Consider the following 24486-nt stretch of genomic DNA (forward strand, 5'->3'; position numbering starts at 1 on the left):
CCTTACTTAGGTTTTTTCCAATCGATGTTCCGTTCTTGTATCTCGGTCACATCGTCTACAACATATTCAGCCATCACTCGACCATCTACTGTTACAAGTCGGATGATTTCACGTGTCTGTTGATTTTCAGGTGATGTTGTAGTTGTTCCAAGCGTACCCTCGTGTTTCACACGTAGCTCAACATCCAGCGAGTTTTCAATGTCTTGTTTTAGTGCATCGATTTGCCAGCCTGAGTCCACCGCATTCATACCGATGTCAAAGGCTACATTTCTTTTTGGTGCGATATTATCAATCACAGCAGAACCTAAGCTTGCAGCTGTTTTCGCCACTTTGCTACCCATAGAAGCGATACCATTTACTAAGCCCTGGCCATTATACATTCCGAGTTTGTGTGTTTCTCTCGAAGGTGAATGCGTATCGGTTTTCCATGAAATCGCGTCCATAATATTGCCAGCTACTGTTGAAGCTGCATCCCAGACCGCCGCTGCCATCGATCCAATTCCGTTAATCAGGCCTTGAATGATGTCTTTACCAATCTGTAGCAAGTCGATTCCCTCAAAGGTGCTGACAATGGTATCCATGATATTTGAAGCGGTATCTTTTATGGTGGTCCAAGCTGTCTCCCAGTCACCTTGCAAAGCAGACATCGTCGCACTTATGATGCCAAAAACTAAATCTATCGCAATTTGGATAATACTGGTAATTAAAGACCAAGCAATTTGGACTATCCCAGAAATTAAAGGCCAGGCAACCTGAAATAAGCCAGTTATCAATCCTATAACCATTTGGATTACGGCCCACGCCTGATTAATATAATGAGAAATCGTTTCATAAAGAAAAGTCCATGTGTTTTTCGCAACCGTAGAAATGGTATCACCGTGAGCCGCCCAAAAATCAGCGATTCTCGAAGCGATTTGCACCACGATATCCCAGATGAAACCTAGAATTGACACGATGGCATTATAGATTAAATCCCATGTGTTTTTTGCTGCTGTATAGAAAGTTTGCTGATTAGCCGACCACCACGAGGACAGGGCAGAAAAAATGCTCATTGCCAACTCAGAAATAAAGGTGACGATCGCTGTAAAGGCTTCTTTTATTGCATTCCAGGCATTAATCAGGGCATTTCTGAAGTTTTCGTTTTCATTCCACAATCTAATAAAGACCGGAATCATCAACAAAAGAGCAGCTATCGCAATTCCGATCGGTCCTGCCAATAAAGCAATACCGGCGCGCAATAGGTTAAAACCGGTAAGTAAAAATGGGAATCTTGCACCTAAACTCGCCATCGTTGCCCCGAAATTTACGAATAACCCCTTTATAAAGGTGATAGCTGGACCGACACTCTTCATGATTGCCCCACCTAAACCCGAAAAAGCGACTCGTATCCCGACAATTAACGGAATAAGGGCAATTAGAGCGCCACTAATAACAAAACCTATCCCTATCAGGGTACCGATCACACGGTTGGATTCCATCATGGCATTTGTCCACTCTAAGAATCGGTTGACAAGATTCAGCAGGTAAGCGCCAATCGGTGCTAATCCAATACCTAAATTCACAAGAAACGTAATCAAATTGCCGATAAAGCTGATCACTTGTGGGCCGCTTTCATTCACATACGCAAGAAAAGTTTGAAATCCGTTATTTGTTCCGAGTGCAGCTGCCCATTCTTTAAAACGAGCCATCAATCCTACCAGATTATCCATCATGCCGGATGCGGAGGTGCTGAATCCTGCAAATAAGTATATAATTCCTGCGATTGCATCCCGAAAGATCGATCTGATCTTCGGCATGTTTTCATTTACGTAATCTACAAATTTATTGAATCCGTTCGAAGAACTCAATTTTGAGGACCATTCTTCGAATCGCTCCGACATGTTCAAAAAGCCCTCAGTTGTTGTTTTTGTCAACGGCTCAAAGGCGACCATCATATTCATAATGCCTTGTGTAATAAATCCAAATGATTTACCCAATGTTTCAAGCAAAGGGCCACCAGTTCGATTCAATGTGTCAAAAAAAGCAGCAGCACTTTTGGATTCAAAAGACTTGTTCAGGCTGCTCATTAAATTCTCAACCGCGGTAAATGTACCTGTGAAAAGTGGATTCAGCCTTTCGAGTGATCGACCGAGTAAATCCAGACTGTCACCAAAAATGCCAATGGACTGATCTTCAAATTGCTTTGTGATCTTGCCCCATGTATCACCGAGCTTATCCATAGAATTAAGCGCTTTTGTCTGATTGCCACTTAGAGAGTTTTGAATCTGTGCCATTTCCTCCGCGATCTTGTTTCTTTCTTTGCCTGTCGTGGCCATCGACATTTTTTCTTCAAGCTTTTTTAAATCCTCGTTCGCTTCGAATACACCTTTTAGATTGCTGGTCATTATGGATGCAAACCCGATTCCTGCAGCACCGGCAAAACCAAAAGCAGAGCCGAGCGCAAACGTAGAACCGGCAATAGTACCAAGCATGACACCTAAATTTCCTATAGCTCCTGTAATTGACGATATGACTGGCGCGATAATTGGACTCAGAGCCAGAAACGATCCTCCAATAGAATTACGAATGATCGTATCAAAGCTACGGATAGTCGTAGCAATACGGTCCATTGCTGATTCAAAACGATTAACCCTAGCTTCGATGGGGATAATCACCTTGTCTCGGGCTAGAGCTCTTGCTGCAACAGCGACCTGTGCAGCTTTGCGTAAAAACTCAGATATCTCAGCCCCAATCGGCTTGTCGGTACCCATTGCGGTTTTACGCACTTGGGCATCGACTTGCTTCATCTTCGCTTGAAATTCTTTAATTCGAGCACCGATCCGAGCCATGAAGTTTTCTTGCATACAATTTCCCCCTTTCGTTTATTCTGGCATCTGATAGGATGACATGGCTTTTTTCATGCGGTTATAACGTGATTTATCTATTGGCGCCTTTACTTCCTGACGCTGATATTGTAAGGACCCTTTCTCAAGCTCTCTACGTGCTTTCTGAGCGTCGAAAAGCTTTTTGGCTGTCGTACCCTTCTTATTCGCGGCGATCGCGTTCATCATCGCGCCTTTACTCATATTTTCAAGCTGATCGATCTCTCTCATGTGAGCGCCTTTTAATTTGGCTTTATATTCACTCATTGTCCAGGCGCCGATCACATCTTCGTCATATACACCGAGGTAACGAGCGCATAACTCGTATACCTTCAGCATGTCTATGCCGTTTTCTTTTTCGTTTCGAGAAGTTCTGTTCTGCTGTCTTTCATTCGCTGAACGTATTTCTCCATTTGAGCCTTTTCCTTCTCGTCCTTCGCGAACTCCGGAGCCACTTCGAGATCCTTCCAATATTTCTTCGCTTGTAGCTTGAAAAAACCCGAGTTATCCATTGCGATAAAAGCTTCTTTAAACAGCTGCTCTGTATCGTCATCCTTATCAATGACATCCATTAAGGCTTCTTCAATATCAGCACGAATCGGACGGTCTTTCAGGTGGTTAACAGCACAATCCCAAAAACCAATCAGGCCTTCATGGTCAAAATTAAGTAGCTTCTCATAAATGTTGTTAATGCCAGAAGATTTATTGCCGTCTTTATCCTCGCCGTAATATTTATCCTTCGCCAAGCTGTTAAATTTAAAAGTAACCTTCGATTCGTAATCTTTACCGTTCACATTAAGAATAGGCATGTATGATTCCTCCGTTTTCATTTAATAAATTCATAATAAAAAGGACGAGATATGCTCTCGCCCTTCTAGTTATCCTGCTGGTGCTTCTGAAGTTTGATTCGGAAATGATCCTGTTGTTTCTCCTGGTGCCTCAAAACCATATTGAGCGAACTGGATAAGATCTGCAGGAAGTTCCGGCAGCTCTCCTTTTTGAGATTGCAACATAACTGGCAGAGAGGTCGAAACTTCAACAAATCCATCAGTAGGCTCAGATGATTCAATGTTTTCGATAATGGTATAAGCGAAACGAGCGTCATGCTTGTCATTCGCATTCAGCTTCGTGTTAACCCTCCACACCTTCAATGTTTCTTCGTTGTCATAAGCATCCTCAAGAGCTGTTTGACCGTTATCTCCAACCTCCGAGTAAAAGGTAAGTTCAAACGTCTCTGACTTGGGACCATAACCTAATACACGTCCGAATTTTGTCTGTTCATCAACCATAGACTGTTCACGGTTATGATTACCTTCTGTTTGGTGACCAATCGCAAGTGGAGGCGCGCCGATTGCTGCTGTTACACGTTGCACTAAATAAATAATGTCTTTTCCTTGTTCCATTCTCTTCACTCCTTTTATTTAATCCAGAATTTCAACCGTATGACCCCGTGATAGGTTTTGCCATCAATGTCATCAAACACCTGTGTCCTCGGTTCATCCATTTTGACAATAGAAAAACCACCGTCTAATACCAGTGGTTGAGCATACAGTAATTTAATTGCGGCATTGATAATGTCGTAGCTTTGTTTTTTACCCATCGCTTCAGACCAGGTATGGATCACAAGTGAAACTTCTTCTCCATAAGATGTCTTGTTTGAGAATGGTTCTGAAATCGGCTCTCCTACCCGGATATACGGTTTAGGTTGATCGGCTGGCACATGGTCGAACACTCCTGTGACTAATGAGGATAACGCTCCACCGTTCAGCCTTTTAAATACTGATACCTGCAAGGGCCATAAGGCAGTTTGTATAGCCATCACATCACCCCAATTTCTTTATCTCACGTGAGAAGTATCTGCGCCCTTTATCTACAGATGGAAACCAAAATGGTTGCGCGTGCATCCCTCGCGTGAATACCCATCGATTTAATTTATCGGACCAGTAGACCCACGGTGTTTTTCTTCCGTCTCCACCCTCAGCATAAATGCCAGTGCCAAACTCCACATACACTGCGTAGTGAGCTCCTACCTCGACTGTACAGGACAACCCATCCATACTGCTGTAAAAGGTAATGGACTGCCTTAAATGACCGCCATCTATTTCACCAACCGGCGACATAGCCACCGCATTGTTATAGATGATCATTCCTGTTTCTTGGACAATCTCTCTTACACGCTTTAGAATCTCGTCACCGAATTCTTTTAAAGCGCGCTGCATCAATTTATTACCTACTTGAACCTGTCCGTTTCTAGCCACCTGGACTCACCAACTTAAGAGGCACCTTCATGATTTCGTTCTGGCCACCTTGATCCATTGGCTTGCTCACAACCTCATACGTATCGCCCTCACATACGACACGCATGCCAGGCGTAATGTCGGTTCGGTAAGGGTAGTAAAGATTGCGGTCAAAAGGATGCTGCAGTTGTTGAGCTTGATAGATTTCATTTGATGATGGTGTGTCGAGAAAACCTTCGTCTACGTCACGAGTGACCCAACCGCCGGACCCGGGAATAAAGCCACCGCCGCCATCAGGATTAGGCTTTGAATACACTTTATAGATGACCTCATGCGGAAATTCGTGCAAGTCGATCACCCCTTAATAAGTTCGATCAGATCCTCTTTGGTTGCATCCTCTTGATACTCAATCCCTTTATCATCAAGATAAGCGCTTAATTTCTCATTCTTGACTCGCTTCAGGGCGGCGGCTGTTTGGCTAGCATAGTCAGAGTTTTCTTCTGCCTTTGTTTCAGCCTCTTTCACTTCCTCTGCGCTCGGCTTAGCGCTCACAGACTTGTAGCCTTGAGCTTTATAAATCTCTTTATAGGCTCTTTCTGTGGCTCTTAGGCGTTGCCCTTTTGGACCGATAATATTGATCATTTGAATCGCACCTTTCTATAGGTCTGAATCTCTTTGTAATAACTAGCAGGAAAGTTCGTATCAAATGTATACGAAACCGATCCCATCGACTGAGATTTCAGACCAGCTTTATTTAGATTGAACTGGCAGCCTTTTGCTACGAATATTTTAATGCCTGCTGGCAATGCCTCTTCGCCGTTATGATCCTTGAAATCATTGTGGCAGTATTCTTTTGCCCGTTCGACAATCAAAGGGATCATTTCGGTCAAATAGGCATCATGCTTCGTGGTATTGGAAAAGCCGATCATGGACTTTACTTTTTCCACATCCATTTATCAACCCTCCAATGCTTGAATGAGTTCCTTTTGCTTCATAGATGAGTAGCCTTTAATTTCTTTCTCCTTGGCTACTTCTTTCAGTTCCGGCACCGTCATGTCTTTATAAGCTTTTGGCTCGTCAAGAGAATCATTCTCTGTAACCTCTTCTTCAGGCGTAGAATTAAGCTCATATTCAAGAGCGAGCTGTCTTTTCTCTACCTCTTCACGTTCAGCGGCCATTCTTTCCTGTTCAATACGCTCTGCCTCATTTAAATCAGCATTAACATCACCAGTTTTGGTTTTGCCTTTAATGATTTCAACATGCTGCGTATTGGTTTTCATTTCAGTGTTCTTTGTTTTCGCCTGCTCCCGGCGCATACGTTGGAACGATGTAGCTCCCATGTTTTCACCTGCTTTCAAAATAGTAGAAGGGGGCTCAAGCGTGCCCCTTCTCTTTTTATCCATTGGTAATCATTTTCACAATACGGATTTGCTTCTGGTGATACACTCGATCCCAGTTAGCAGCTGCCGCAAGATCAGCATTGCTCGGTGACTTTCCAGATACCTGAGATGATGTGAACGCTACTCCACGTGGGTGAAGGATGAAATGCTTACGATTAATTAGAATGTCATCACCAGCAAGCTTGTCACGATCTGTTTCTGTTTGAATATCAGCAGGCGTTCCATCTGCATAACCAAGAGCGCCAGGTCCAAACAGGTAAGAGGTATAAGCTCCACCAGAAACCGGCACGCCATCATCCACAATTACACGCTTGCCGTCGAACGTAGCAAATTCAGTGTTCGTAGCTGGATCAACCTTATACTCAAGCAAACGCATGATTTTAAGGTTAGAATACACACGAGAGTGAACCACCATCGCTGTCAATCCACCTTGCGCGTCACCAAGTAGCTGTGAACCTTCAATAATGGAATTGCCATCAGCTTTCGCTTCAGCGTTTGTTCCACCTTCTGTAAAGTCGATTTGATTGCCAGACATAGAGCTAGAAGCAAATACTCCGTTCAGCGTTGCGATTGTAGCCGCCTGCATTCGGCGCACCCAATAATTCGCTGTACGGTCACCGATTGCCGCCATTGGATCAGATCCTGCAAGATCACCAGCAAGATCATTCGCTGCCCATGCTTTACCACGGAATAGCTTTACAGCTACGTCTTGATCAGCATCGATTTTGTCTGGAGTAAGTGCCACTGTATCAGACAGCACTTCATCTTCTCCATCAAGATCATTCCAGAAAGGCATGTTTACAGTACGGCCGCCACCACTTGCAAGAATTTGAAGCTCCGGATTCGTTGAAATAATGCCAGATTGATAAAGAGCTGAAAGCTCCGTTGTACGATTGACCACATAAGGGTTAAATACCTCTGGTACGATTACATCTGAAATTAACGTTTTTGCCATTGATTATTACCTCCTAAGCTTGCGCTTGTAATTTTTTAGCGAGATCAGGGTCATCCCTAAGTAATCTCCCTTGCTCAGTTAGGTTGAGCGATTCCTTTTTAAATGGGTTTGGCTTGTTATATGAGCCAGGTGGTTGTTGCCCTGCACCTCTTGGTGAGCGCCCTGATAAGCCTGCAGGTTCTTCTGTTTCTGCAAATAAATAAGCGTCACTCTCTTTGAGCGCGCTTAGTTGATCGTCAAGACCTATTAACTTGTCGCCATCCAGTTTGATCTTCTCGATGTCAAGGTTAGCCTTAACAGATTTTATGTTCCTTGCTTTAGCTGAATTAAGAGCGTCTTTCAAAGCATCGTCAAAATCTCTTTGAGCCATCTTTTCTTGATAATCAGCATCTTTATCCGCGTTTTCTTTCTTTAAACGATTGATTTCGTCAGTTAGATCATCATGACCCTTCGCTTTCTTGCCTAAACTCTCAAGCTGATCATCACGATCTTTGATATCGTTTTGCAGATCCTTGATCTCGTTCAGCTTGCCATCAAACTTTTCTTTAGGAATCCAGCTGCCGTCATTTATAATCCCAAGCTTATTATCACCTGCTTTCTCGATCACTTGGTTATAAAGCTCTTCGCCTAACAATTCTTTTAAGTCCATTTGTAACGCTCCTTTTAATGTTTTGTTTACGTGTCCACCTCACGCATAAGGAATCCGTTTATTTAGAGTCGAACCTTTAAACGACCGGGTTTGCTATTTAAGTCATAGCTGACAGATAGTGGATCACCTTACCCTTTCTCGGATTTGGCTTTTGAATCAATGTGAGCTTGAAACTCAACAAGAGTGTCAGCATCAATTTCTACATGATCTGCAAAGAAACTAATATGACAATGATTAAATTCATCTGTCGCTAAAGACAAATGCAATCCATTAATGCCTGAAATTTCATGACCGTCAATCAAGACATCATAATTCGATAAACAGATACCTTTGTTGTTCGAGTCGCTTTCTCTCTTTTTGATTTTCAGTTTTGCCAATGTGATCCACCTCCTTAAGATGCCTTTTTAAGCCTTGAATTCCACTGCTCGAATGTTTCATACTCCCTAACCACAGACGGTGGTGAAATCTCCTTCTGAGCCTTTTTAAGCGCCTGTTTGTATGTCAGTGATTCATCAGCCATGAGCTTATCAATCCGATCAGCAAGCTTGCGCTGATAAGTAGGATCCATATAGTCACGACCCCGGCGATATTCTGGCAGCATTCCATTCACGATTCGAAGTTTCACACACCGACAATTGATTGAAAGCTTTGCTGAGTCAGGACCGACCCATAAGAGAGGCGCTTTCGTTCGATTGTCTCCATATGTGAAATACCCTTCATTGTTTGTATCAGTGCCATCGAGTCTGCGGTGTGATGATCTGACTTTCAGATCCAGCGCGCTCATCCATCTGCCTGTGATCTTGGCAAACTCTTTCGCTTTCTCTTCTGCCTTTTCACCTGACAAGCTTCTGACTCTGCCGCCCTCAGTCCTCACAACAGCCTTCGCTTTCTTCCTGCTGAAATCGACTGCTCGCTCTAATCGCTTTGCCATCTGAGCATATCCTTCGCCTGCTATGATGCCCTGGCTGATCTCGATATTAATTCTCCGGACAATTTCATTCCGGTGAGGCTCAAGTATTTTGTTCAATGTCATTTCAGCGACTGGATTCAGCAGAACTTCTCTGATGAAAGCGACAGAAGGGATCGTAAACCCCATTTCGGTTGCTGCTGTTTTTTCTAACAGGTAAGCCGTCCTTAAATACCCTTCAACATACTGCGATTCCAGCGATGCTTGAAGCTTCTGAATGATCATTAAATAATCTTCAGTGAACAATTGAGCGATGACCTTCATTTCCTTCTGCAGCCGGTTGTATTTATTAACGTCTGTCCAGCTTAATTCACCGTTCGTTTCATACTTGATGTACATTTGATTGACCTGACGCTGAATAACCTTTAAACGCCTTGTAAATACCTCGTCAACGTCCGTTTCCGTCTGTTGGAGCAATTTGTCGATATATTCTTCAATCTCCAGTTGGTTCATTTGTACCGCCACCTAACGGCTCTTGTCGCGCATCGAATTCAGCTTCTTCACGTGCAATGCGTTCCAATTCTATCTGGATGTTACGCACCCACGGATGAGATTCTAAAAGAGTTTCGCGTGATGTGATCCCGACTGAATCTCTTGCCATCTGAACAAGCTCCACTTCATTCGTCAGTAGCATCTTATTAAAGGTAAATGTCACATCTTTATGATCGTATTCACCCTGTCCGGATAGCTTCAAATACTCTACGACAAACCACATGAATTTCCGTAATGCTCGTGTGAATTTGCGTTCTAAGATGCTTGATTTCATATCCAAGAGTGAATATAGGTTCTTCAGTGCAACACCGCTTGGCGCGTTTCCTATGACGTCTGGTGATGGATTCACACCCTGCCCAAACGCAAAAATAGACTGCTTCAACTCTTCTATCTGAGTTTTCACAGCCTCAACCGGCACCTCTGCTTTTAATGTATCGATTCCAGACCCTTCTGCAGCATCAATCGGAATCGCTTTATAGCGTTTTAACTGCTGCAAGAACTCAGCTAAGTTCGTACCCTCGTACCCTTTTAAGACATAGATCAATGACTGCATATCATCCAGCGTGTTCGTTACATCAGAGAACAGCAGATCAAACGCATCGATTGGATCCTTGACAAAATGAAGATCACTCACACGTTCCTCATTATTCGCAAACTCAATGAATGGCACCTTGCCCCAATTGCCCGATTCCTTACCGTTAATGTAATGCGGCGCAGGATTCACTTCCTCCATCGCATCTGGTAGCAATTCCCCTTCGATAATCTCATAGTAAGAGACATCATCAGCCGTCCACCATTCAATCTTGATGACCGATTCACTGTATTTATAGAATCGAATGCCACCGATCAGTTCCTTGCGCTTTGTCGGCTCATAGATTGGAATGAACTGTTCAGCTGGTATGATTATGAATTGAAAGACTCCATCTTCATCAATGTATGGATGCAACCACTCTCTGCCTTTGTTGCTCGCGTTTTTAATGAGCTCAGGGATAATGTCTTCGAAATCTTCTCCGATCGTTTCCTCGATCAATTCAAGCAGCTGATCATTATCACTTTTAGTTCCTATTGTCATTGGTTCCCCGGAGAGATATGCAGTCTTTTGATCGACTAGCAGCTTGTGAAAGCCGGAAGCTAACCGGTGATTCGTTGCATCTGGATCTGCAATCATTGTTCCGTTATCGCCTGGCACCTTTATGGTACGCTTTTTAATCTGCGATTGATTGAAGTAGTATTCAACGCCCTCTGAATAATCAGTAGGATCGAAATCATCATATACACGCCTCAACATCTGCAGATCAGTAGGCTTGTTCTCTTTAATAAGTTCAATTAATTCCTCACCATGCGTCATGCTGAATGGATCCACTGGCTCACCTCCTTATTTTAGTACCGTTACCCCTCGTTTATTGACGATCTCAGCGATACCCGTTAGAGCATCAGGCGCATCATCATTTTTGTTCTTACCTTCTTTTTGGAATTCCGTTATGTGCTTATAAAATTCAGGCCAACGTTGCTTCCAATCAACGGGATAATACACATGATCTTGAATAAAAGAGCTGTTAGTCAGGATGCGGGCCATCTTATTCTTGCTTTGATGAAACCACTTCACTACTACACTCTTTGTCTGGAATTCTTCCCATATGATTCGTTTGACGTTTCGAGCAAAGCCACGACCGCCATTATTGGACTCAATCTCAGCCTTATTCACGTTATTACGCACAAAAAAAGAAGCCGTCTCTTTTTCAGTGACTTCCATACCGTCTTTGGTATAGTAGACGTCCAAAATGTACGCTTCTCCTTGATAAACACCAGCTATTATACTGCAAAGGTAGTCAGAACCTTCATCAGCTGTGTCAGTATAGTTAATGATTCGTTCAAATTGCGGAACATCTTCATAGGTTTTAAACGTCTTATACAGAATACCTTTCACATCAACCGGACGCTGATAATAATTGGCTTCCATAATTGTTTCATCCATCAAACGCTTAAGACTCTCAAATCGCTTTTTATTGAGCAATGGAGGACATAGCATGTTTCCTTGTTCATCCTCAGCAGGAATGAGCAGCACAAACCATTCATCTTTTTCTTCACTCTCTAAGATGCGGCCGCAAATGTCTTTCTTGCTCCACCTGGTCATGTTCACGATCTTGATGGACCGATCTGACTGCTCCTGCCTGGATAAAAACGTATCAGTGAACCATTGCCACTGCTTATCCAATGCATTCTCATTGAATGCTTCTTCAGCATTCTTTATAGGATCATCAACAATCAGAATGTTACCACCCTTACCAGTGATCGATCCTCCAAGTCCAGCACCTTTGTAATTGAAGAACTGCCCTTCTAATGCCCATTGTCGATAAGAGCCATCACCATGCTTAATCCTGACTTCAGGAAAGATGTCAGCAAACACGATTTCATGAGGATAAATCTTTTCTTCGCTGATTCCGTCACGTGTATAACGAGAGAAGGTTGTTGCTAAATCTTCATTATAAGACGCTGTGATGATCTTATTCTCTTTATCCTTGCCAAGCACCCACTCACAAAACAAGATGAGTGTTCTTGACTTACCATGTCTGGGAGGGATATTCATGATCATATTCTCGTATGGCTCGCCATTTGGCTTTAGCAAAGTTCCTTCATATAGACTCTGAAGCGTGTTTGCTATTCGCTTTAAATGAGGACGATCCTCTTTATAGAACGAAGGAGCTCGAGTCACACAATACTCCCAAAAAGACTCTCTGGATAATGCTATGCGCTTATTCCGAATCCTTCTGAGCTTTTCCTCTAGTAAATCTCTAGCTGTCACCATATTTGTTCAGCGCCTTTTCAAGCTCTTCATCTGATAAGTGAGAGAGATCTACGACATTGTTTGTGACGGTTCCGGAATGTTCAACGTCTTGCTTATCTCTCCACTGTTTAGGTTTGCGATTCTTTAACCAGAAGATTTGAGCAGTTGTATTTGGACGCTCATACTTTTCAACCCTGAACACATCTCCGCCTGGAGTCACATGATCCTCTTCATAATGGAACCCGAGAGCTGATCTGAGCATTGCGTTCTCTACTTGACGATCGATAACCTCTTTACCCTTTTTAAGGGCGTTAGTAATGTTGGGATGCTTCTTCTTCCAATCATAAAGCGTTTCCCTTCTAATCCCTATATTGTGAGCAATCTGTTCATCTGTAAGCCCGTCTCTTGCCCAACCTTCAAGTATTAACAGCCCTTCTTCTGTTATCCACTCTTGATATTTACCTTTAGCCACTTTTAAATACCACCCACTCTCGCGCTATTTGCTTTTTCAGACATACAAAAAACACCCCGAAGGATGCTTCTATAAATAACTATTTAATTTCTCAAAACTACTTACATGTACGAACGGCAGGTCTTGGTTATGAACATTAACACCAGGTGTAAGAACCCTATCGTATAAAAGGTCATAGATACAATCATTAATAAGTAAAACATCCTTATCAGACGCATCTTTGTGAGAAGTCATTGTCATCCCACCTGAATGTTGGGTTACTTCACCTATTAGATTCTTCTCCTGCAACTCTCTTAATGGTAAATTCCTTAATGTGCCTATATCTGTTTTAGGTTCCTTCTTTAAATACTCACATAAAATTGTTAAGATAGGTTCTTTCGTATCAAAATACGGTTTTGCTTGGTTCATTCTATTATTCCTCCTTTTCCTCATACATTCGAGAAAAAACAGGAGAATCCTCTAATTTTTATATCAATTAACACATTTCTCAGCATCTCAGCATAGAAAAAAGCACCCCGAAGGATGCGATTAATTGGTTTCGTTTATTTTTCTGCCAATATTATTTATTTTCAGCAAAGCCTCGTGTGAAAATCTCTTTCTTCCGATACTCATTTCCTCGAAAATCTCTCTTTCCATATCTAAATAATCATTTTTAAGCCATGACAACTCCCACAAATTATGCAGTTGAGAACCTCTATTTGTGCTATCCAAATCTCTAGTACAAGGTTTACATACTACTTGAAAGTCTTCAATTCTTTCATGGAAATTGCTACTATCAACCATAATATTAGCTGACCAGTTTTCAATATCTTTTTCGCATTCATCACATTTCACAAATGTATTCATTTTGGTTAGTGCCCCCTTTACTGTTTCTTTATCTATTCTATTCAACAGCAAACAGGTAAATCCTTCAATTATTTCAATTTATTTTTAGCACATTTCGCAAACGGACAATAAGGCTTACCAGCTGCTTTACTAAGCCAGATACATTTCTTACAGTTCTCATATGCTTTTTCAGTGATTTTCATAGGAACACACTCTTTTTTCCACACCTGGTGCATGTACCTTCAGCTCTGTGAGGATGCCATACAAATTTATAGTTCCTGAAATCATGAAAGCCTATGAAGCATAATAATTTTTTCATAGCGCGCCCCTTATGTGCAAAATAAAAACCACAAAAAACCACCCTGTTTAGGATGGTTTGAGTAAGTATATCTAAACGATCTTCACAAGGTTCAAACCTTCTTTTTTCGGTACCCCTCAAAAAGACCCCTTCACTTATATAGGGCAAACATACGTCAAACGTACGTCAAAAATTATCTAGAGATATTTGTCTTGGTACTTCTCATAATTTGGATCTTCTTTTCCATAAGTGGTTGTAAAACATCAACGGTTAATTCTATGATATACCTATTAATTTCATCCACGGGACCAATGAGGTTTCTATTATTCCCTGCATCTGGCTTTGCTAAATAACTTTCATAGCTGTATTTATAATTATATGTATTTCTTAATTCATTAAGGAATCTATCACATTCTCTCCCTATACATGAAATATAGTCTTGAGATCCCTCAATATAAAAACTAAGTCTTCTGAGAACTAATAAAGCTCTATAAATTTCCTTCTCCCTTACAGTTAATTCAGTTCTAATATTTCTGATCTTTTGTTCATACTCCTCTTGCTTCGATAGCTCGAGATTATCACGTCCGCTATAAAGTGATTCTGATAAGGTAATATAATAAACAAAGTCATTATAGACATTCGTAATTATTAAGTTGAAAGAATCAATATTCTTATAGAGATCCTCAAGCTTTTCATTCTCTAATTTAAAATAATATTGATGCATCTCACGATCTAGAGTAATTTGGTGTTCTCTTTCGATTGCCGTTAATTGAGTCTCGTGTTGAGCTTTTATTTGGAATCTTGACACAAAGTACACTACGCTAGCACCAATAATAGCTCCTAAGTAGCCTCCCCAATATCCTAACCATCCATTTGCGGTGCCTGGTGAAGTACTTACCCATGAGCTGTCCATCATTAAACTAAGTCCCAAAGGAGTAAAAATCGCAAGGAGTACAATAATCACAACTTTCCACATACAATGTCTCCAATCGTTTAAAATTTTCTTTTTATTCCAGTATATCAAAATATTAATTTCGAGGACCTATTTTAAATAAGAAACTTTTACTCGTACTTTTTCCTTAGCTCGATCAACATACTGTTGGACTGTTCTTTTCTTCAATCCAATCTCTTCAGCGATCTCTGCCAAGCTCATTCCCTGTGCCATATGGAGAAGATAACACTGTCTTTCCCTGTGAGATAGGATAATCAATACATCAAGCAATTTCTCTCGTTGTGAATCAGATAAATAGACTTGTTTGGGCTTCATATCAATCTGAGGGAATAAATCCATATCTAGTAGCGATGTACGCTCATATGCTGATCTTCTGTCAATGCCTCTTAGATTCCCTGGACGTCTACCCTTTCGCATCCATTCAATAGCATATTTCATGTCTGATATCATTTCAGAAACAATTCTATATTCTTCTTCATCTGCTGGATTAGTGAAATTAATATCACCGAATTGGTCAGTGTTTTTGGACAACAGGTAGCGAGAACGCTTTTCAAGTTCCTTCTTACCATCACTGTATTCACTGATTAACTTCTCGTTCCAAAATTCGATAGGTGTATTCGTGGTTGTGCTCACAGCAATTCCCCCTTTAAAATGTAAAAAAGGAGCACAAAGCAAAGATTGCCTCTCTCACAAGGTCTTTGCTTTAAGCTCCTTCTGGTTTTCAGATAGGATTATTTAGTTTGAACGTGCAGTTCATTATTTTTGATATTGCCTTATCATCCATATATTGCGTTCTATATTTTCATCGAAGCATTTCTTGTGCATTGTTTCTCCGTTTTTAAGTTGCGTATCATCATGTTCGTTAATTTGCTTCCTGCACCAATGACAGATATTCATATGCTTCACGCTAAACCCTCCTAAAACTTCTCACTTTCCTCACTCAGCACCCGATCCACCTTATTTTGATTCATAATGACCGTAGTTCTGCTATAAGGCTTTAACGGCACTACTTTTCGCTTCCCATCACCACAAACGATAATGTATGGCGTTCCTTTTGCTTCGAGCTCTTTTTCGTTCATGATGCCACCCCTAAGCCTTTCTGATAAACTCCCGACCCTTTTGCTCCACAATCACCAATTCAACGCCTGTCTGTTCTTCAAACAGTTTCTTACGCAATGGAAAGTCCTTACTCGCGGGCCCTCCTTTGATATCAATGAATTCTACATATCCATCCTTGTACGTGACCTTAAAATCTGCGGTATAGATCGCTCCACCTTTCTCGCGTTTGCCCTTACCCTTGCAGAGTGAGCATTGATTAAGATTCATGGTTTTTGGATTGAGCAGCCTGCCAGCACCCCGGCACCTCTTGCATTCCACTGTATAAGTATCAATGATCGTAAACTGAGGATGTGTTTCGATCTCCTGTACCATTTCATCTTTCAGTAGCCGTTTATAGTAAGCAGCCTCTGATAAACTATCAAACTCAATATCATTGATCACCATTCTCTTTGCGATCCACTGGCGTGGCTGTTTCTTCTGGCGTGGTCTGTTTGGTCTCATTTATTCAGCCTCCTGAAAGATTAGGTCCTTTCTCTCGAGCTCCTGTTCAGCCATTGCGGTTGCGACTGCTGCAACATGAATGATTTCTTTCAATTTGTTGTCTGCATCAGATTCCTTGCCCCATCCCTTTTCCTTCTGCATAGCCTGAGCTACTTCTCCGACTTCTTCAATGAGGATCTGTAGCCATGTTCCATCATCATGGCGCTGCACGCCCCATTTTTTATCCTGCCGCACACGTTCTTGATCGATTGCCATTAATACTCGACCTTTTAAGTTCATCTTCATCCTCCATTCTTACCTTTCCTAAACACTCACCGCATAGCGCGAACTTTCTGCGCACATTTCAGGCAAATTAGCTCTAACTAAAGCATCTGCAAATGGTGGCGGTACACTATTACCAACTCTTCTTATCTGATCTGACTTCGTTCCGATATTAAAGTTGTAATTACACGGGAATCCTTGACCAGCAAATAGTTCATGCGGTTGCAACATTCTCAATCCAATATCAGTGATTTGATATTCGTTTGTTTTAACTGCTACCAATCCAAACCGATCGCGGGTTGTTATCGTATGAAGAGGTTCGCTTAAAGGCTGCCCTACACCCTGACCGTAATATTTAGTGAGGAAAGCAGTTACCAGTCCAAAACGATTACCACCAGCCGTAATAGTGTGCAAAGGGCTGTTTAATGAAATGCCTCTTACTGTTTTTTCTGATTGTTCAGTGTAGTAACTAATCAGGAAAGCTGCTTTATTCTCGTCTGGAACCATAAAAGGTTTTGATTCATTCAACACAAATTTCTCTAAGCCTCGTTCGATTCTTTTCATGGTATTCTGCACCAAAGGCTTTTTACGGTTGAATATCGATGGAGCGCCGATCGACCAGTCAATAATTTCACTGGAGGTCTTCCATGGCTTTTGTTTGCCTCTTTGCACCTGTGGACTCTGTGGATCTCCATGAGTAGGTTCAGGCCATGTAATTGGTTTTCCGTCACATCTAGCGATCATAAATAATCTTTTCCGGATGGTTGGAGCTCCATAATCGCATGCGGACAGTAGTTTAAACTGGACTCTATATCCTAATGATTCAAGAGCCTTCACAAAACTTTGGAAGGTTCGACCTCGCATTACATCTATAGGTTTTCCTTCATTACTTAGAGGGCCCCAATCTTTAAATTCTTCAACATTTTCAAGCATTATGACTCTTGGTTTAACCGCCAATGCCCATTTAACAGCTATCCAGGCTAAACCTCTTATTGCTTGCTTTACAGGCTTGCCGCCTTTTGCTCTTGAATGATGAGTACAATCTGGAGAGAACCAAGCTAATCCTACTTTCCTCCCCCTGCAAGCTTCTTTAGGATCTACATCCCATACAGATTCGCAATAGTGTTCAGTGTCTGGATGATTTATCTTGTGCATTTCTATAGCAGCAGGATCATGATTAATGGCTATATCAACGCTCATACCGGTTGCCATTTCTATCCCTGTGGAGGCTCCGCCACCGCCTGCAAAGTTATCAATGACGATTTCTCTAAACATATCAAGCTGCTTCATTCAACGCCTAACCCCCTCAAATATAATGTAATCCGGTCTGTCAATCTTGCAATTAAACACCTCAATCACCGTGAGTCGCTCATCATCTACTGATTTTTCTTTCTTGATGCGAACGTAGCGTTTCATGCTCCTTCAACCTCCTTCTCAGTCAACTCCTTCAACCACTCATGATCATTAGTCGCTTTCGCCATTAAGATGTACTGCTCTTTCAATATTTCGTTGTAATCAATTTCAATCACCGTTTCCACCTTTTCAATGGATGTGATCGGCAGCGTATTCCTGAAGTATGCCTGCTTCGATTCACACCACATGTCACAAATCGCAAAGGGGTAATAGTTGAAGATGACAAAGCCTTTGATAACACCCACCCAACCGGTTTTTATATGTCTGACTGCATCCCCTATCTCCATTCAGATCACTCCTGAGCTTGTTTTTTGAGCTTTCGATACCTTCTAGCTACTCCGGTTTGAGAAAATCCAAGCATTTTCCCGATGTCGTGACCGGACATCCCCTTACTTAACCAACCTTCATAATCCTCTTTGGTGAATGTCATTTTTGTTGGTCTACCTTCTGATATTCGTTTCCTGTACCAACCTTGCTCATGGTCACTGAAAGAGGGAGATAGTTGACCTCCGATTTGCCTTAACTCTTTGTAAAAAGGGCAATCTCCGCATATCTCCTGCCTGACTACTGTGTGATCTATAACATTTCGATCGCAATGGTTGCAGTGCTCCAAAGTGATTTGAGTTTCGCGATGAAGTAACGCTATTCTTCGTTTCTTTTTTTCAGGTGATGCAATCATCACATTCCCTCCTGCTTCTTTCGTTTTCTTCGTTCCAAGTACGCCAGCTTCTTCGCTTCAAAGTCCTCTCCGGCTTCCTCTTGATAGTTCTGCTGATGCCTGTTTTCAAACCATTCAGGCAGCTGCTCTTTTCGTGCTGGCTTTTGATTAAAGGATCGCTTCGTCTGCTTTGATCGTTCATGCTGAAGATCCAGCCCCTTGATATCTTCTAAACTCTTAACATTCGCATTTGCCCATCGTTTTAAGATGCCCTCAGCGTAGCTCCAGGTCTTATTGTCTTTAGCAGCTCGTTTAATCGCTTCACAAACGATTTCTTCTGAAAAGTCCTCTGCCCACATGATGATTTCCTGTGTTGCCAGTGGTGATAATATGCCGATATTCTGTTGATAGAGCATCACCGCATCCATACCCTCTGCTTTGTCCTCTGTCGGCTTTTGAGGTTGTTCAGGTGCTTTGGCTTCCTTCTTTTCTGGTAACCTCTCAACCTCTTTATTCGATTCTCTATCAGGGTCCATAACGGTCACGACTGTATAAGAACGCTTAACTTTTTGTAGCTTTACGAATCCGAGCTTTTCAAGCTTTTCTAATTTGCGCCAGATTACTAATGCCTCCGATTTGGCATATCCTTCACCAGCAACCGCCTCTGCAAGTTTATTGCGGCCCGTGATCAATTGGTCCTCATGCAGCTCAACGGTGCCTTGCGTGAGGCGTGCGGTAGTTTTTTTATATGTTTTTTCAAATAAACAATAGGTGTAGACCCTCATCAACAAAGGATCGTGCCAAACCGTCTCCCTTGCTGACATATGCAGTTTGGCGAATCCCTTCACGTCCAATTCAATCCTCCTTAACTTGTTTGACGTAGCCCCGATAAACCAAAGCGATCGGTACCTCATATTTATCTGGTGCATTCATTCCAGCTACCCTGTGCGGATTTATTGCTTCATATTCTTTCGTGTACACCCATTTAAAGCCTTCCTGGGCAATTGCTTGACCTGTTGTATTTGCTACAGATATAGGCATGCGGTATCCTCCTTTTTCCGGTGCGTGTGGTCGAACGGTTGCTATATCAGTTTTTCAAGTTCAGGTTTTAAGTTTTTAATGCAGTCTTTCATAGTAAAACTGACATAAGAGCCTTCTTTATAATCCGAGTAACGTTTTACCACTTCATTTGGAGAGTAGGTGTATCCCATTAAACGAATGTATTTTTGTATTTTTTCGTATGGGTCTTGTTCTTCTTCAAAACTCCGATAGTTTTCTCTTTTCATGAATGCTGTCATACAAGCCGATTCAAGCGGTTCGTCATCTGGATCGCCTACAACAACATAATGCGGGACTACATAATATTGTTTTCCGCATTCAGTACACTTAGGATCATCAAATTCATAAGAGTTTGATTTTCCTACTTGTAAATTATTAAAATCAAAGTCCGCATTCTCGAATACTACAAACCCTTTACATTTAGGTACATTGCATTTATTAGCTTCAATAGACATCTCTTGCCCTCCTTATAGTTTTAACCGTTTGCTTCAACGGCCCGACTACTGACTGGCTACTTTTACGATCTTCCCAGTGACCTTCTGGACCTCTCTTTTGAAGAGCTCTTCATCTGAATTGTTATCGCTCAGATGCAGCAACCAGATCTCTTGGACCTTGCTTAGGTCATTCGCTTTGAAAAATCCCAGTGCGTTTTCTAAGCTAAAATGAGACTGCATCAATCTTTTCTTCATGATTTTCGGTACTCGACCAGAAGCGATATTCTCCTTCAAGATGTCCAGGCTATAATTGGTCTCGATCATGATGTGTGTTAGGTCTTTGAATTTGTATTTGATGTAATAGGTGTCAGTAGCGAATAGCAGCTTCTCACCAACATCGTTTTGAAGAAGGAAACCGAATGGCTCTGATACGTCATGCTGCACATCGAAAGGCAAGATGGTCCATGTTCCTACTTTGAATGGTTTCTTTGCTTCCACCTTATTGATCCGGTGGTGATTCTCTCCGATAGCCTCTGCGGTTCCTGGAGACATGTACACATCAATCCCTGCTCTCAGCACTTCTTTCAACCCTAATCGATGATCACCATGTTCATGACTGATCAGGCAGCCTGCTATGTCAGAAGTCTTGAAATTTAGTTTTCTTTGGATGTCGCGGAACTTTATGCCAGCTTCCAAGAGTAAAGAAGTACGCCCATCTGAGATGTGATAGGCGTTCCCCCTACTGCTTGAACCAAGTACCTTTATTTCAATCACCAGCCTGGACCACCGGACGATTCTGTTTCTTTCTCCGGCTCTTTCTGAGACTCTTCAAAATCATTGAAAAGAGAGTTTTCTTTTCTTTCTTCTACCTCATAATCAATGACATCTTTCTTTCTTTTAGGCTTTTCTTCTTCGAAATCAAGAGATTCTTTATTCGCTTTTTCTTTAATTTCATATTCTGGATTAAGCTCTTTTCTTTCATTTTCGAATTCGTTTTCAGTTGTGCGATTAACCGCACCGATGAACAAGTCACTATCATCTGAAGTGTTAATAAATGCTTTAGCTGCACGATTGATTACCGTTCGTTTTGCCATTTCTTGAGGGTACTTGTTTTGAACTGTACCCATGCTTGATTGCGACCAAGACGTTTTAATTTCTTCAATCGTCATAACGGTTAAGAACTGCACGCCATCCTCGCGTTCAATGATGCAGTAAGCACCTTCTATGTCATCTTTATTGCCCGTAGCTGCTTTCCAATCTACTTTGTGAGATTTAAAGGCTAATTGACCACGTTCGTTGTATTCGACTTCAAACTCTTCGCCTTTCCAGATTACGTTAGCCCAAATATCTTTTACTCCACTCATTCGTTTAATCACTGCTTGTGTGCCGTGATAAGAGCGAATAAACTGCATTTTGTCACCATAGACAATGAAATAACCTTGATTCTTTGCTACACTCAGCGCCTGGATCGCCATATCTTGCAATGAGAATGCGACGCTTTCTTTTGTGGCACTATCCATGAGAGAAGTTTTCTTCTTGAAATCCACCTCTGTTAATTTGAAGTAAGCTGCTTGAATCGCATTAACAATCGAATAATTTTCAGGGATGTTGATTTGATTGTTTTCAACCATGCTTTGAACCTTTTCAGCGACTTTAGTTACAAGTTCATTCTTCTTATTCGATTCTGCCGGCGCATTGTTTTGGCTTTGCTGTAGCTGTTTTGACATTTTTAATTCCTCCTAATATCTTTTTTGATCAATCGCAATATGAACGGTTGCAATGTGGACAACCTGTTACTAGTTGTTCGCTGGCTTTTTTAACTGTGATACCTGTGGTGTGTTCTTTTTCGAACTGAGTACCAGGGTTATAAGTTCTTTTATGCGCTGTATAAATGTTCTTTCTACAATTCCAACAGTTGCCACTGGCAGGAGCAAAGTGAGGTGCTCCTGATTCTTGGCAATATTCTTTTTGCGCTTTTATCGCTTCTAATTCATTGAATTCAGACATATTAAATGACCTCCTGGAGTTTGTTAGATTCTACTCGTAGTGTTTTATCTTGCTCAGATACGTAAAGCGTGATCAGCTGGGCATCAATATCGATCAGCTTGCTGACTGACTCTGCATTATCGATGAAGACCGATGGCTCAAAGCCATAGTGCATCGCAAGTGTGCGGCAGATATCCAAGCCAACGTTGATGCGTGCTGCATTGTTCAAACCAGATCCGTATGGAACTCCTTTATAAAGCGTTTCGCACGTTTCTTTAAGTCCGCCATTGATTTGCTCAGTGAATAATTTGAAGCGCGCATACTCAAAGCGACTGTTGATATTACTCTCGAGCAGATTTACTTTCGTGCGGATAAATTCTTCTGTAAGGAATAGCTCTTCTTCCAGTTCCTCGAACTTCTTAGCGAGCTCTCTTTCCTCTGCTTTCAGTTCCTCGATCCGTTTCTTAGCCTGTTCTGTCTGTTTGATCGATGCCAGAGACACGTTCAAATCATTAGACTGTCTTTTTAGCTCTGCAATCTCTTCCCGAATGCCTGATACCTGTTCAAACGATTTTGATTTTGCTTGCTCAATTTCAGACTTGATCGATTCGATCTCTTTTTCTTTTTCAACATAAGCCGGTACTTCTTCCACTTTGATCAAGCCTGCTTTGATATCCGCAAGTTCTTTTTCATACTTCTCGACATGCTTTAATTCGATGTCCAGGTCACGATCCAATTGGTTTTGTTCTTCTTTCAATTTCTCGATTTCAGCGGTGAACTTATCAACGTTTGATTTCATTTCTTTGCCCTGTGCTGTGATTCGCTCCAAGCTGTTTGCCTTATCGACATTAAAGTTTTCAAGTGCTTTATCACGAGCAGCCTTTAATTCATCTTCTGGCAATGCCTGGCCGCATGTTGGACATTCACATTGTTCTTTGTGTTCAAAGGTCTTTTTATCCACTTCAAACCATTTATTTCGTAATTCAGTTAGGTCATTCTTAATCCGTTTAATATTCATTTCTTTTTGCTGAATGTCGCGCTCTTTTGATTGGATGCTGTACTGGATGCTGTCTCTTGCTCGCTGTGCTTCAAAATAAACTTTCTGCACCTGGACAGTCTGATTATTCGTGTAGGCTTGATGCTCGTTGCGGATCTTTTGAAGCTCACCTTCTGCGATCGTCAAAGCTCTTTCTTTAGCTGCTACATCAGAGCCACTATTGATGCTGTTGATCTGCTCTTGCTTCCGATCAATTTCACCAGAAAGGAAATCCAATTCAGCGTTGACATCTGTTTCACTCACATCGGATAGATCCGGCATCGATCTTGTCAGTTCATCAATCCTGACCGGAATACGTTCAAGCTCTTCGTTGATCTTTTTCTTAGAGGAAGCAATAACCTTGCGGTGGTCCTCAATTGACCTTTTGCCCAGAACATTTAACAGCTTTTCAAGGTCCTTATGGCTGTTAATAACCTCTTGATCAGTGATGTCTCCTGCAATGTCTAACAGCGTTTGTCGGCGCTTTTCCCAGTGCAGTTGCTCATTGAAATAGGATGGATTGGTAAGGAGCTTGAACACTTCTTCATTCGCAATTGATTCAACGAATTTGTTGTACTCGCCCTTTTTAACTGGCACTCCATCAATCTCGTATTCTGTTTGGTGCCCCGAAAATTCTTTTGTTGCTTTGCCTCGTGTTTTCACCCATTTTTCAGAGTACGTTTTTTGAAGCGTGGTGACTTGTCCATCAATATCGATGGTTGCTGCTACCGAATGATCCAGACCACTTAAATGCTTGTTCTCTGAAGTGAGGGTTTTAATCTCAAAGTCCTTTTTATTCTGGCTGTCCTTGTCAAACAGCAACCAAAGGAATGAATCGAACAAAGTTGTTTTGCCAGTTGCATTATCACCGAAAACTTTCACATCGCCGCCGTTTAGCTCCAGTGTGAAATCCTTAATTCCTTTGAAGTTCAGCAAAGTAAGTGTGATCAGCTTCATCTTTTTCATTACGCTCTACCTCCCTGGTAAACTCTTAGTTCCTGTAGCGTGTCCATGCGATTCATTTCATAAATCTCATGCAATTGATCAAATGCCGGTGATCCGACCAATGTATCTTTATGCTTTTCAAGCCATTGATGCAGCTCGTGAATGACTGCTTCATCCTGAGTAAGTGGTTCTGCAATTGTTAAATTCATTTCAATTCCGCCTCCTTGTGTTTTGAGGCGCT

Annotated in this window: 35 protein-coding genes; all 35 read right to left on the bottom strand. The window is 41.7% G+C overall.

Features of this window, described 5'->3' with window-relative positions:
• Positions 1 to 2: 2 nt before the first annotated feature.
• Positions 3 to 2843: a phage tail protein gene (locus KR50_RS13560; protein WP_041059719.1), complete on the bottom strand. Its 2841-nt coding sequence runs from the start codon at positions 2841 to 2843 to the stop codon at positions 3 to 5.
• Positions 2844 to 2861: 18 nt separating this feature from the next.
• Positions 2862 to 3200 carry a hypothetical protein gene (locus KR50_RS13565; protein WP_041059721.1) on the bottom strand — a complete coding sequence of 113 codons (339 nt, stop codon included), beginning with the start codon at positions 3198 to 3200 and terminating at the stop codon, positions 2862 to 2864.
• A 2-nt stretch (positions 3201 to 3202) separates the two neighbouring features.
• A complete protein-coding gene (locus KR50_RS13570) occupies positions 3203 to 3670 on the bottom strand; it encodes a tail assembly chaperone (protein WP_052477114.1) in 468 nt (155 codons plus the stop codon).
• Between the two features lie 69 nt (positions 3671 to 3739).
• On the bottom strand, positions 3740 to 4264 hold the full coding sequence (locus tag KR50_RS13575; protein ID WP_041059723.1) for a phage major tail protein, TP901-1 family: 525 nt from the start codon (positions 4262 to 4264) through the stop codon (positions 3740 to 3742).
• 14 nt (positions 4265 to 4278) lie between these two features.
• Complete coding sequence (locus KR50_RS13580) at positions 4279 to 4680, bottom strand: DUF3168 domain-containing protein (protein WP_052477115.1); 402 nt, start codon at positions 4678 to 4680, stop codon at positions 4279 to 4281.
• Between the two features lie 4 nt (positions 4681 to 4684).
• The gene (locus KR50_RS13585) at positions 4685 to 5119 is read right to left on the bottom strand and encodes an HK97-gp10 family putative phage morphogenesis protein (RefSeq protein WP_232304284.1); all 435 of its coding nucleotides are present in this window, start codon (positions 5117 to 5119) and stop codon (positions 4685 to 4687) included.
• A complete protein-coding gene (locus KR50_RS13590; protein ID WP_052477116.1) occupies positions 5112 to 5447 on the bottom strand; it encodes a phage head closure protein in 336 nt (111 codons plus the stop codon). The genes KR50_RS13585 and KR50_RS13590 overlap by 8 nt, the downstream gene beginning before the upstream one ends.
• Positions 5448 to 5452: 5 nt before the next feature.
• Positions 5453 to 5740: a hypothetical protein gene (locus KR50_RS13595; RefSeq protein WP_041059726.1), complete on the bottom strand. Its 288-nt coding sequence runs from the start codon at positions 5738 to 5740 to the stop codon at positions 5453 to 5455.
• A complete protein-coding gene (locus KR50_RS13600) occupies positions 5737 to 6051 on the bottom strand; it encodes a phage head-tail connector protein (RefSeq protein ID WP_041059729.1) in 315 nt (104 codons plus the stop codon). The genes KR50_RS13595 and KR50_RS13600 overlap by 4 nt, the downstream gene beginning before the upstream one ends.
• A gap of 3 nt (positions 6052 to 6054) precedes the next feature.
• Positions 6055 to 6501, bottom strand: coding sequence for a Rho termination factor N-terminal domain-containing protein (locus tag KR50_RS18760; protein ID WP_041059732.1), 447 nt, complete (start codon positions 6499 to 6501; stop codon positions 6055 to 6057).
• Positions 6494 to 7453, bottom strand: a complete 960-nt coding sequence (locus KR50_RS13610) for a major capsid protein (protein WP_041059740.1) — start codon at positions 7451 to 7453, stop codon at positions 6494 to 6496. The genes KR50_RS18760 and KR50_RS13610 overlap by 8 nt, the downstream gene beginning before the upstream one ends.
• A 13-nt stretch (positions 7454 to 7466) precedes the next feature.
• The gene (locus tag KR50_RS13615) at positions 7467 to 8102 is read right to left on the bottom strand and encodes a phage scaffolding protein (protein WP_041059743.1); all 636 of its coding nucleotides are present in this window, start codon (positions 8100 to 8102) and stop codon (positions 7467 to 7469) included.
• Between the two features lie 128 nt (positions 8103 to 8230).
• Positions 8231 to 8479: a hypothetical protein gene (locus tag KR50_RS13620; protein ID WP_041059745.1), complete on the bottom strand. Its 249-nt coding sequence runs from the start codon at positions 8477 to 8479 to the stop codon at positions 8231 to 8233.
• Between the two features lie 14 nt (positions 8480 to 8493).
• Positions 8494 to 9522, bottom strand: coding sequence for a phage minor head protein (locus tag KR50_RS13625; RefSeq protein WP_041059747.1), 1029 nt, complete (start codon positions 9520 to 9522; stop codon positions 8494 to 8496).
• A complete protein-coding gene (locus KR50_RS13630; protein WP_052477117.1) occupies positions 9503 to 10924 on the bottom strand; it encodes a phage portal protein in 1422 nt (473 codons plus the stop codon). The genes KR50_RS13625 and KR50_RS13630 overlap by 20 nt, the downstream gene beginning before the upstream one ends.
• A 12-nt stretch (positions 10925 to 10936) precedes the next feature.
• Positions 10937 to 12274: a phage terminase large subunit gene (gene terL / locus KR50_RS13635; protein ID WP_232304285.1), complete on the bottom strand. Its 1338-nt coding sequence runs from the start codon at positions 12272 to 12274 to the stop codon at positions 10937 to 10939.
• Between the two features lie 79 nt (positions 12275 to 12353).
• Positions 12354 to 12818, bottom strand: a complete 465-nt coding sequence (locus KR50_RS13640; RefSeq protein WP_041059760.1) for a hypothetical protein — start codon at positions 12816 to 12818, stop codon at positions 12354 to 12356.
• Between the two features lie 69 nt (positions 12819 to 12887).
• Complete coding sequence (locus KR50_RS13645; RefSeq protein ID WP_041059763.1) at positions 12888 to 13226, bottom strand: hypothetical protein; 339 nt, start codon at positions 13224 to 13226, stop codon at positions 12888 to 12890.
• Positions 13227 to 13346: 120 nt separating this feature from the next.
• Positions 13347 to 13664, bottom strand: coding sequence for a hypothetical protein (locus KR50_RS13650; protein WP_041059765.1), 318 nt, complete (start codon positions 13662 to 13664; stop codon positions 13347 to 13349).
• Between the two features lie 470 nt (positions 13665 to 14134).
• Positions 14135 to 14917: a hypothetical protein gene (locus tag KR50_RS18020; RefSeq protein WP_052477118.1), complete on the bottom strand. Its 783-nt coding sequence runs from the start codon at positions 14915 to 14917 to the stop codon at positions 14135 to 14137.
• 66 nt (positions 14918 to 14983) lie between these two features.
• Positions 14984 to 15526 carry a sigma-70 family RNA polymerase sigma factor gene (locus KR50_RS13665; RefSeq protein ID WP_052477119.1) on the bottom strand — a complete coding sequence of 181 codons (543 nt, stop codon included), beginning with the start codon at positions 15524 to 15526 and terminating at the stop codon, positions 14984 to 14986.
• A 284-nt stretch (positions 15527 to 15810) separates the two neighbouring features.
• Positions 15811 to 15972, bottom strand: a complete 162-nt coding sequence (locus tag KR50_RS18545; RefSeq protein WP_156969530.1) for a hypothetical protein — start codon at positions 15970 to 15972, stop codon at positions 15811 to 15813.
• Between the two features lie 10 nt (positions 15973 to 15982).
• The gene (locus tag KR50_RS13670) at positions 15983 to 16453 is read right to left on the bottom strand and encodes a DUF1064 domain-containing protein (protein ID WP_041059770.1); all 471 of its coding nucleotides are present in this window, start codon (positions 16451 to 16453) and stop codon (positions 15983 to 15985) included.
• Complete coding sequence (locus KR50_RS13675) at positions 16454 to 16732, bottom strand: nucleoside triphosphate pyrophosphohydrolase family protein (protein WP_198134253.1); 279 nt, start codon at positions 16730 to 16732, stop codon at positions 16454 to 16456.
• A gap of 24 nt (positions 16733 to 16756) precedes the next feature.
• On the bottom strand, positions 16757 to 18004 hold the full coding sequence (locus KR50_RS13680) for a DNA cytosine methyltransferase (protein WP_041059775.1): 1248 nt from the start codon (positions 18002 to 18004) through the stop codon (positions 16757 to 16759).
• 122 nt (positions 18005 to 18126) lie between these two features.
• Positions 18127 to 18414, bottom strand: a complete 288-nt coding sequence (locus KR50_RS13685; RefSeq protein WP_041059778.1) for a hypothetical protein — start codon at positions 18412 to 18414, stop codon at positions 18127 to 18129.
• A gap of 5 nt (positions 18415 to 18419) precedes the next feature.
• Positions 18420 to 18806 carry a hypothetical protein gene (locus KR50_RS13690; protein WP_041059781.1) on the bottom strand — a complete coding sequence of 129 codons (387 nt, stop codon included), beginning with the start codon at positions 18804 to 18806 and terminating at the stop codon, positions 18420 to 18422.
• The gene (locus KR50_RS13695; RefSeq protein ID WP_232304295.1) at positions 18806 to 19633 is read right to left on the bottom strand and encodes a DnaD domain-containing protein; all 828 of its coding nucleotides are present in this window, start codon (positions 19631 to 19633) and stop codon (positions 18806 to 18808) included. Before KR50_RS13695 ends, KR50_RS13690 begins: the two co-directional genes overlap by 1 nt.
• Before the next feature lie 7 nt (positions 19634 to 19640).
• Entirely contained in the window at positions 19641 to 19826 is a 186-nt protein-coding gene (locus tag KR50_RS18645; protein ID WP_041059787.1) for a hypothetical protein, read from the bottom strand.
• 41 nt (positions 19827 to 19867) lie between these two features.
• Positions 19868 to 20299, bottom strand: a complete 432-nt coding sequence (locus tag KR50_RS18650; protein WP_198134254.1) for a hypothetical protein — start codon at positions 20297 to 20299, stop codon at positions 19868 to 19870.
• Between the two features lie 45 nt (positions 20300 to 20344).
• Positions 20345 to 21052 carry an MBL fold metallo-hydrolase gene (locus KR50_RS13710; RefSeq protein ID WP_041059790.1) on the bottom strand — a complete coding sequence of 236 codons (708 nt, stop codon included), beginning with the start codon at positions 21050 to 21052 and terminating at the stop codon, positions 20345 to 20347.
• Entirely contained in the window at positions 21049 to 22005 is a 957-nt protein-coding gene (locus KR50_RS13715; protein ID WP_041059793.1) for a RecT family recombinase, read from the bottom strand. The genes KR50_RS13710 and KR50_RS13715 overlap by 4 nt, the downstream gene beginning before the upstream one ends.
• A gap of 28 nt (positions 22006 to 22033) precedes the next feature.
• Positions 22034 to 22285, bottom strand: a complete 252-nt coding sequence (locus KR50_RS13720; RefSeq protein WP_041059796.1) for a hypothetical protein — start codon at positions 22283 to 22285, stop codon at positions 22034 to 22036.
• Between the two features lies 1 nt (position 22286).
• Positions 22287 to 24266 carry an AAA family ATPase gene (locus KR50_RS13725; RefSeq protein WP_041059798.1) on the bottom strand — a complete coding sequence of 660 codons (1980 nt, stop codon included), beginning with the start codon at positions 24264 to 24266 and terminating at the stop codon, positions 22287 to 22289.
• Positions 24266 to 24454, bottom strand: coding sequence for a hypothetical protein (locus KR50_RS13730; RefSeq protein ID WP_041059801.1), 189 nt, complete (start codon positions 24452 to 24454; stop codon positions 24266 to 24268). Before KR50_RS13730 ends, KR50_RS13725 begins: the two co-directional genes overlap by 1 nt.
• Positions 24455 to 24486: the final 32 nt, after the last annotated feature.

The organism is Jeotgalibacillus campisalis (genome assembly GCF_000829515.1).
Taxonomy (GTDB): domain Bacteria; phylum Bacillota; class Bacilli; order Bacillales; family Jeotgalibacillaceae; genus Jeotgalibacillus; species Jeotgalibacillus campisalis.

Coding starts and splice junctions, on each gene's coding strand:
- KR50_RS13560 (WP_041059719.1), bottom strand. CDS start 2,843: ATGCAAGAAAACTTCATGGCTCGGATCGGTGCTCGAATTAAAGAATTT.
- KR50_RS13565 (WP_041059721.1), bottom strand. CDS start 3,200: ATGCTGAAGGTATACGAGTTATGCGCTCGTTACCTCGGTGTATATGAC.
- KR50_RS13570 (WP_052477114.1), bottom strand. CDS start 3,670: ATGCCTATTCTTAATGTGAACGGTAAAGATTACGAATCGAAGGTTACT.
- KR50_RS13575 (WP_041059723.1), bottom strand. CDS start 4,264: ATGGAACAAGGAAAAGACATTATTTATTTAGTGCAACGTGTAACAGCA.
- KR50_RS13580 (WP_052477115.1), bottom strand. CDS start 4,680: ATGGCTATACAAACTGCCTTATGGCCCTTGCAGGTATCAGTATTTAAA.
- KR50_RS13595 (WP_041059726.1), bottom strand. CDS start 5,740: ATGATCAATATTATCGGTCCAAAAGGGCAACGCCTAAGAGCCACAGAA.
- KR50_RS13600 (WP_041059729.1), bottom strand. CDS start 6,051: ATGGATGTGGAAAAAGTAAAGTCCATGATCGGCTTTTCCAATACCACG.
- KR50_RS18760 (WP_041059732.1), bottom strand. CDS start 6,501: ATGGATAAAAAGAGAAGGGGCACGCTTGAGCCCCCTTCTACTATTTTG.
- KR50_RS13610 (WP_041059740.1), bottom strand. CDS start 7,453: ATGGCAAAAACGTTAATTTCAGATGTAATCGTACCAGAGGTATTTAAC.
- KR50_RS13615 (WP_041059743.1), bottom strand. CDS start 8,102: ATGGACTTAAAAGAATTGTTAGGCGAAGAGCTTTATAACCAAGTGATC.
- KR50_RS13625 (WP_041059747.1), bottom strand. CDS start 9,522: ATGAACCAACTGGAGATTGAAGAATATATCGACAAATTGCTCCAACAG.
- KR50_RS13645 (WP_041059763.1), bottom strand. CDS start 13,226: ATGAACCAAGCAAAACCGTATTTTGATACGAAAGAACCTATCTTAACA.
- KR50_RS13650 (WP_041059765.1), bottom strand. CDS start 13,664: ATGAATACATTTGTGAAATGTGATGAATGCGAAAAAGATATTGAAAAC.
- KR50_RS18020 (WP_052477118.1), bottom strand. CDS start 14,917: ATGTGGAAAGTTGTGATTATTGTACTCCTTGCGATTTTTACTCCTTTG.
- KR50_RS18545 (WP_156969530.1), bottom strand. CDS start 15,972: ATGAACGAAAAAGAGCTCGAAGCAAAAGGAACGCCATACATTATCGTT.
- KR50_RS13670 (WP_041059770.1), bottom strand. CDS start 16,453: ATGAGACCAAACAGACCACGCCAGAAGAAACAGCCACGCCAGTGGATC.
- KR50_RS13675 (WP_198134253.1), bottom strand. CDS start 16,732: ATGAACTTAAAAGGTCGAGTATTAATGGCAATCGATCAAGAACGTGTG.
- KR50_RS13680 (WP_041059775.1), bottom strand. CDS start 18,004: ATGAAGCAGCTTGATATGTTTAGAGAAATCGTCATTGATAACTTTGCA.
- KR50_RS13685 (WP_041059778.1), bottom strand. CDS start 18,414: ATGGAGATAGGGGATGCAGTCAGACATATAAAAACCGGTTGGGTGGGT.
- KR50_RS13690 (WP_041059781.1), bottom strand. CDS start 18,806: ATGATTGCATCACCTGAAAAAAAGAAACGAAGAATAGCGTTACTTCAT.
- KR50_RS18645 (WP_041059787.1), bottom strand. CDS start 19,826: ATGCCTATATCTGTAGCAAATACAACAGGTCAAGCAATTGCCCAGGAA.
- KR50_RS18650 (WP_198134254.1), bottom strand. CDS start 20,299: ATGTCTATTGAAGCTAATAAATGCAATGTACCTAAATGTAAAGGGTTT.
- KR50_RS13715 (WP_041059793.1), bottom strand. CDS start 22,005: ATGTCAAAACAGCTACAGCAAAGCCAAAACAATGCGCCGGCAGAATCG.
- KR50_RS13720 (WP_041059796.1), bottom strand. CDS start 22,285: ATGTCTGAATTCAATGAATTAGAAGCGATAAAAGCGCAAAAAGAATAT.
- KR50_RS13725 (WP_041059798.1), bottom strand. CDS start 24,266: ATGAAAAAGATGAAGCTGATCACACTTACTTTGCTGAACTTCAAAGGA.
- KR50_RS13730 (WP_041059801.1), bottom strand. CDS start 24,454: ATGAATTTAACAATTGCAGAACCACTTACTCAGGATGAAGCAGTCATT.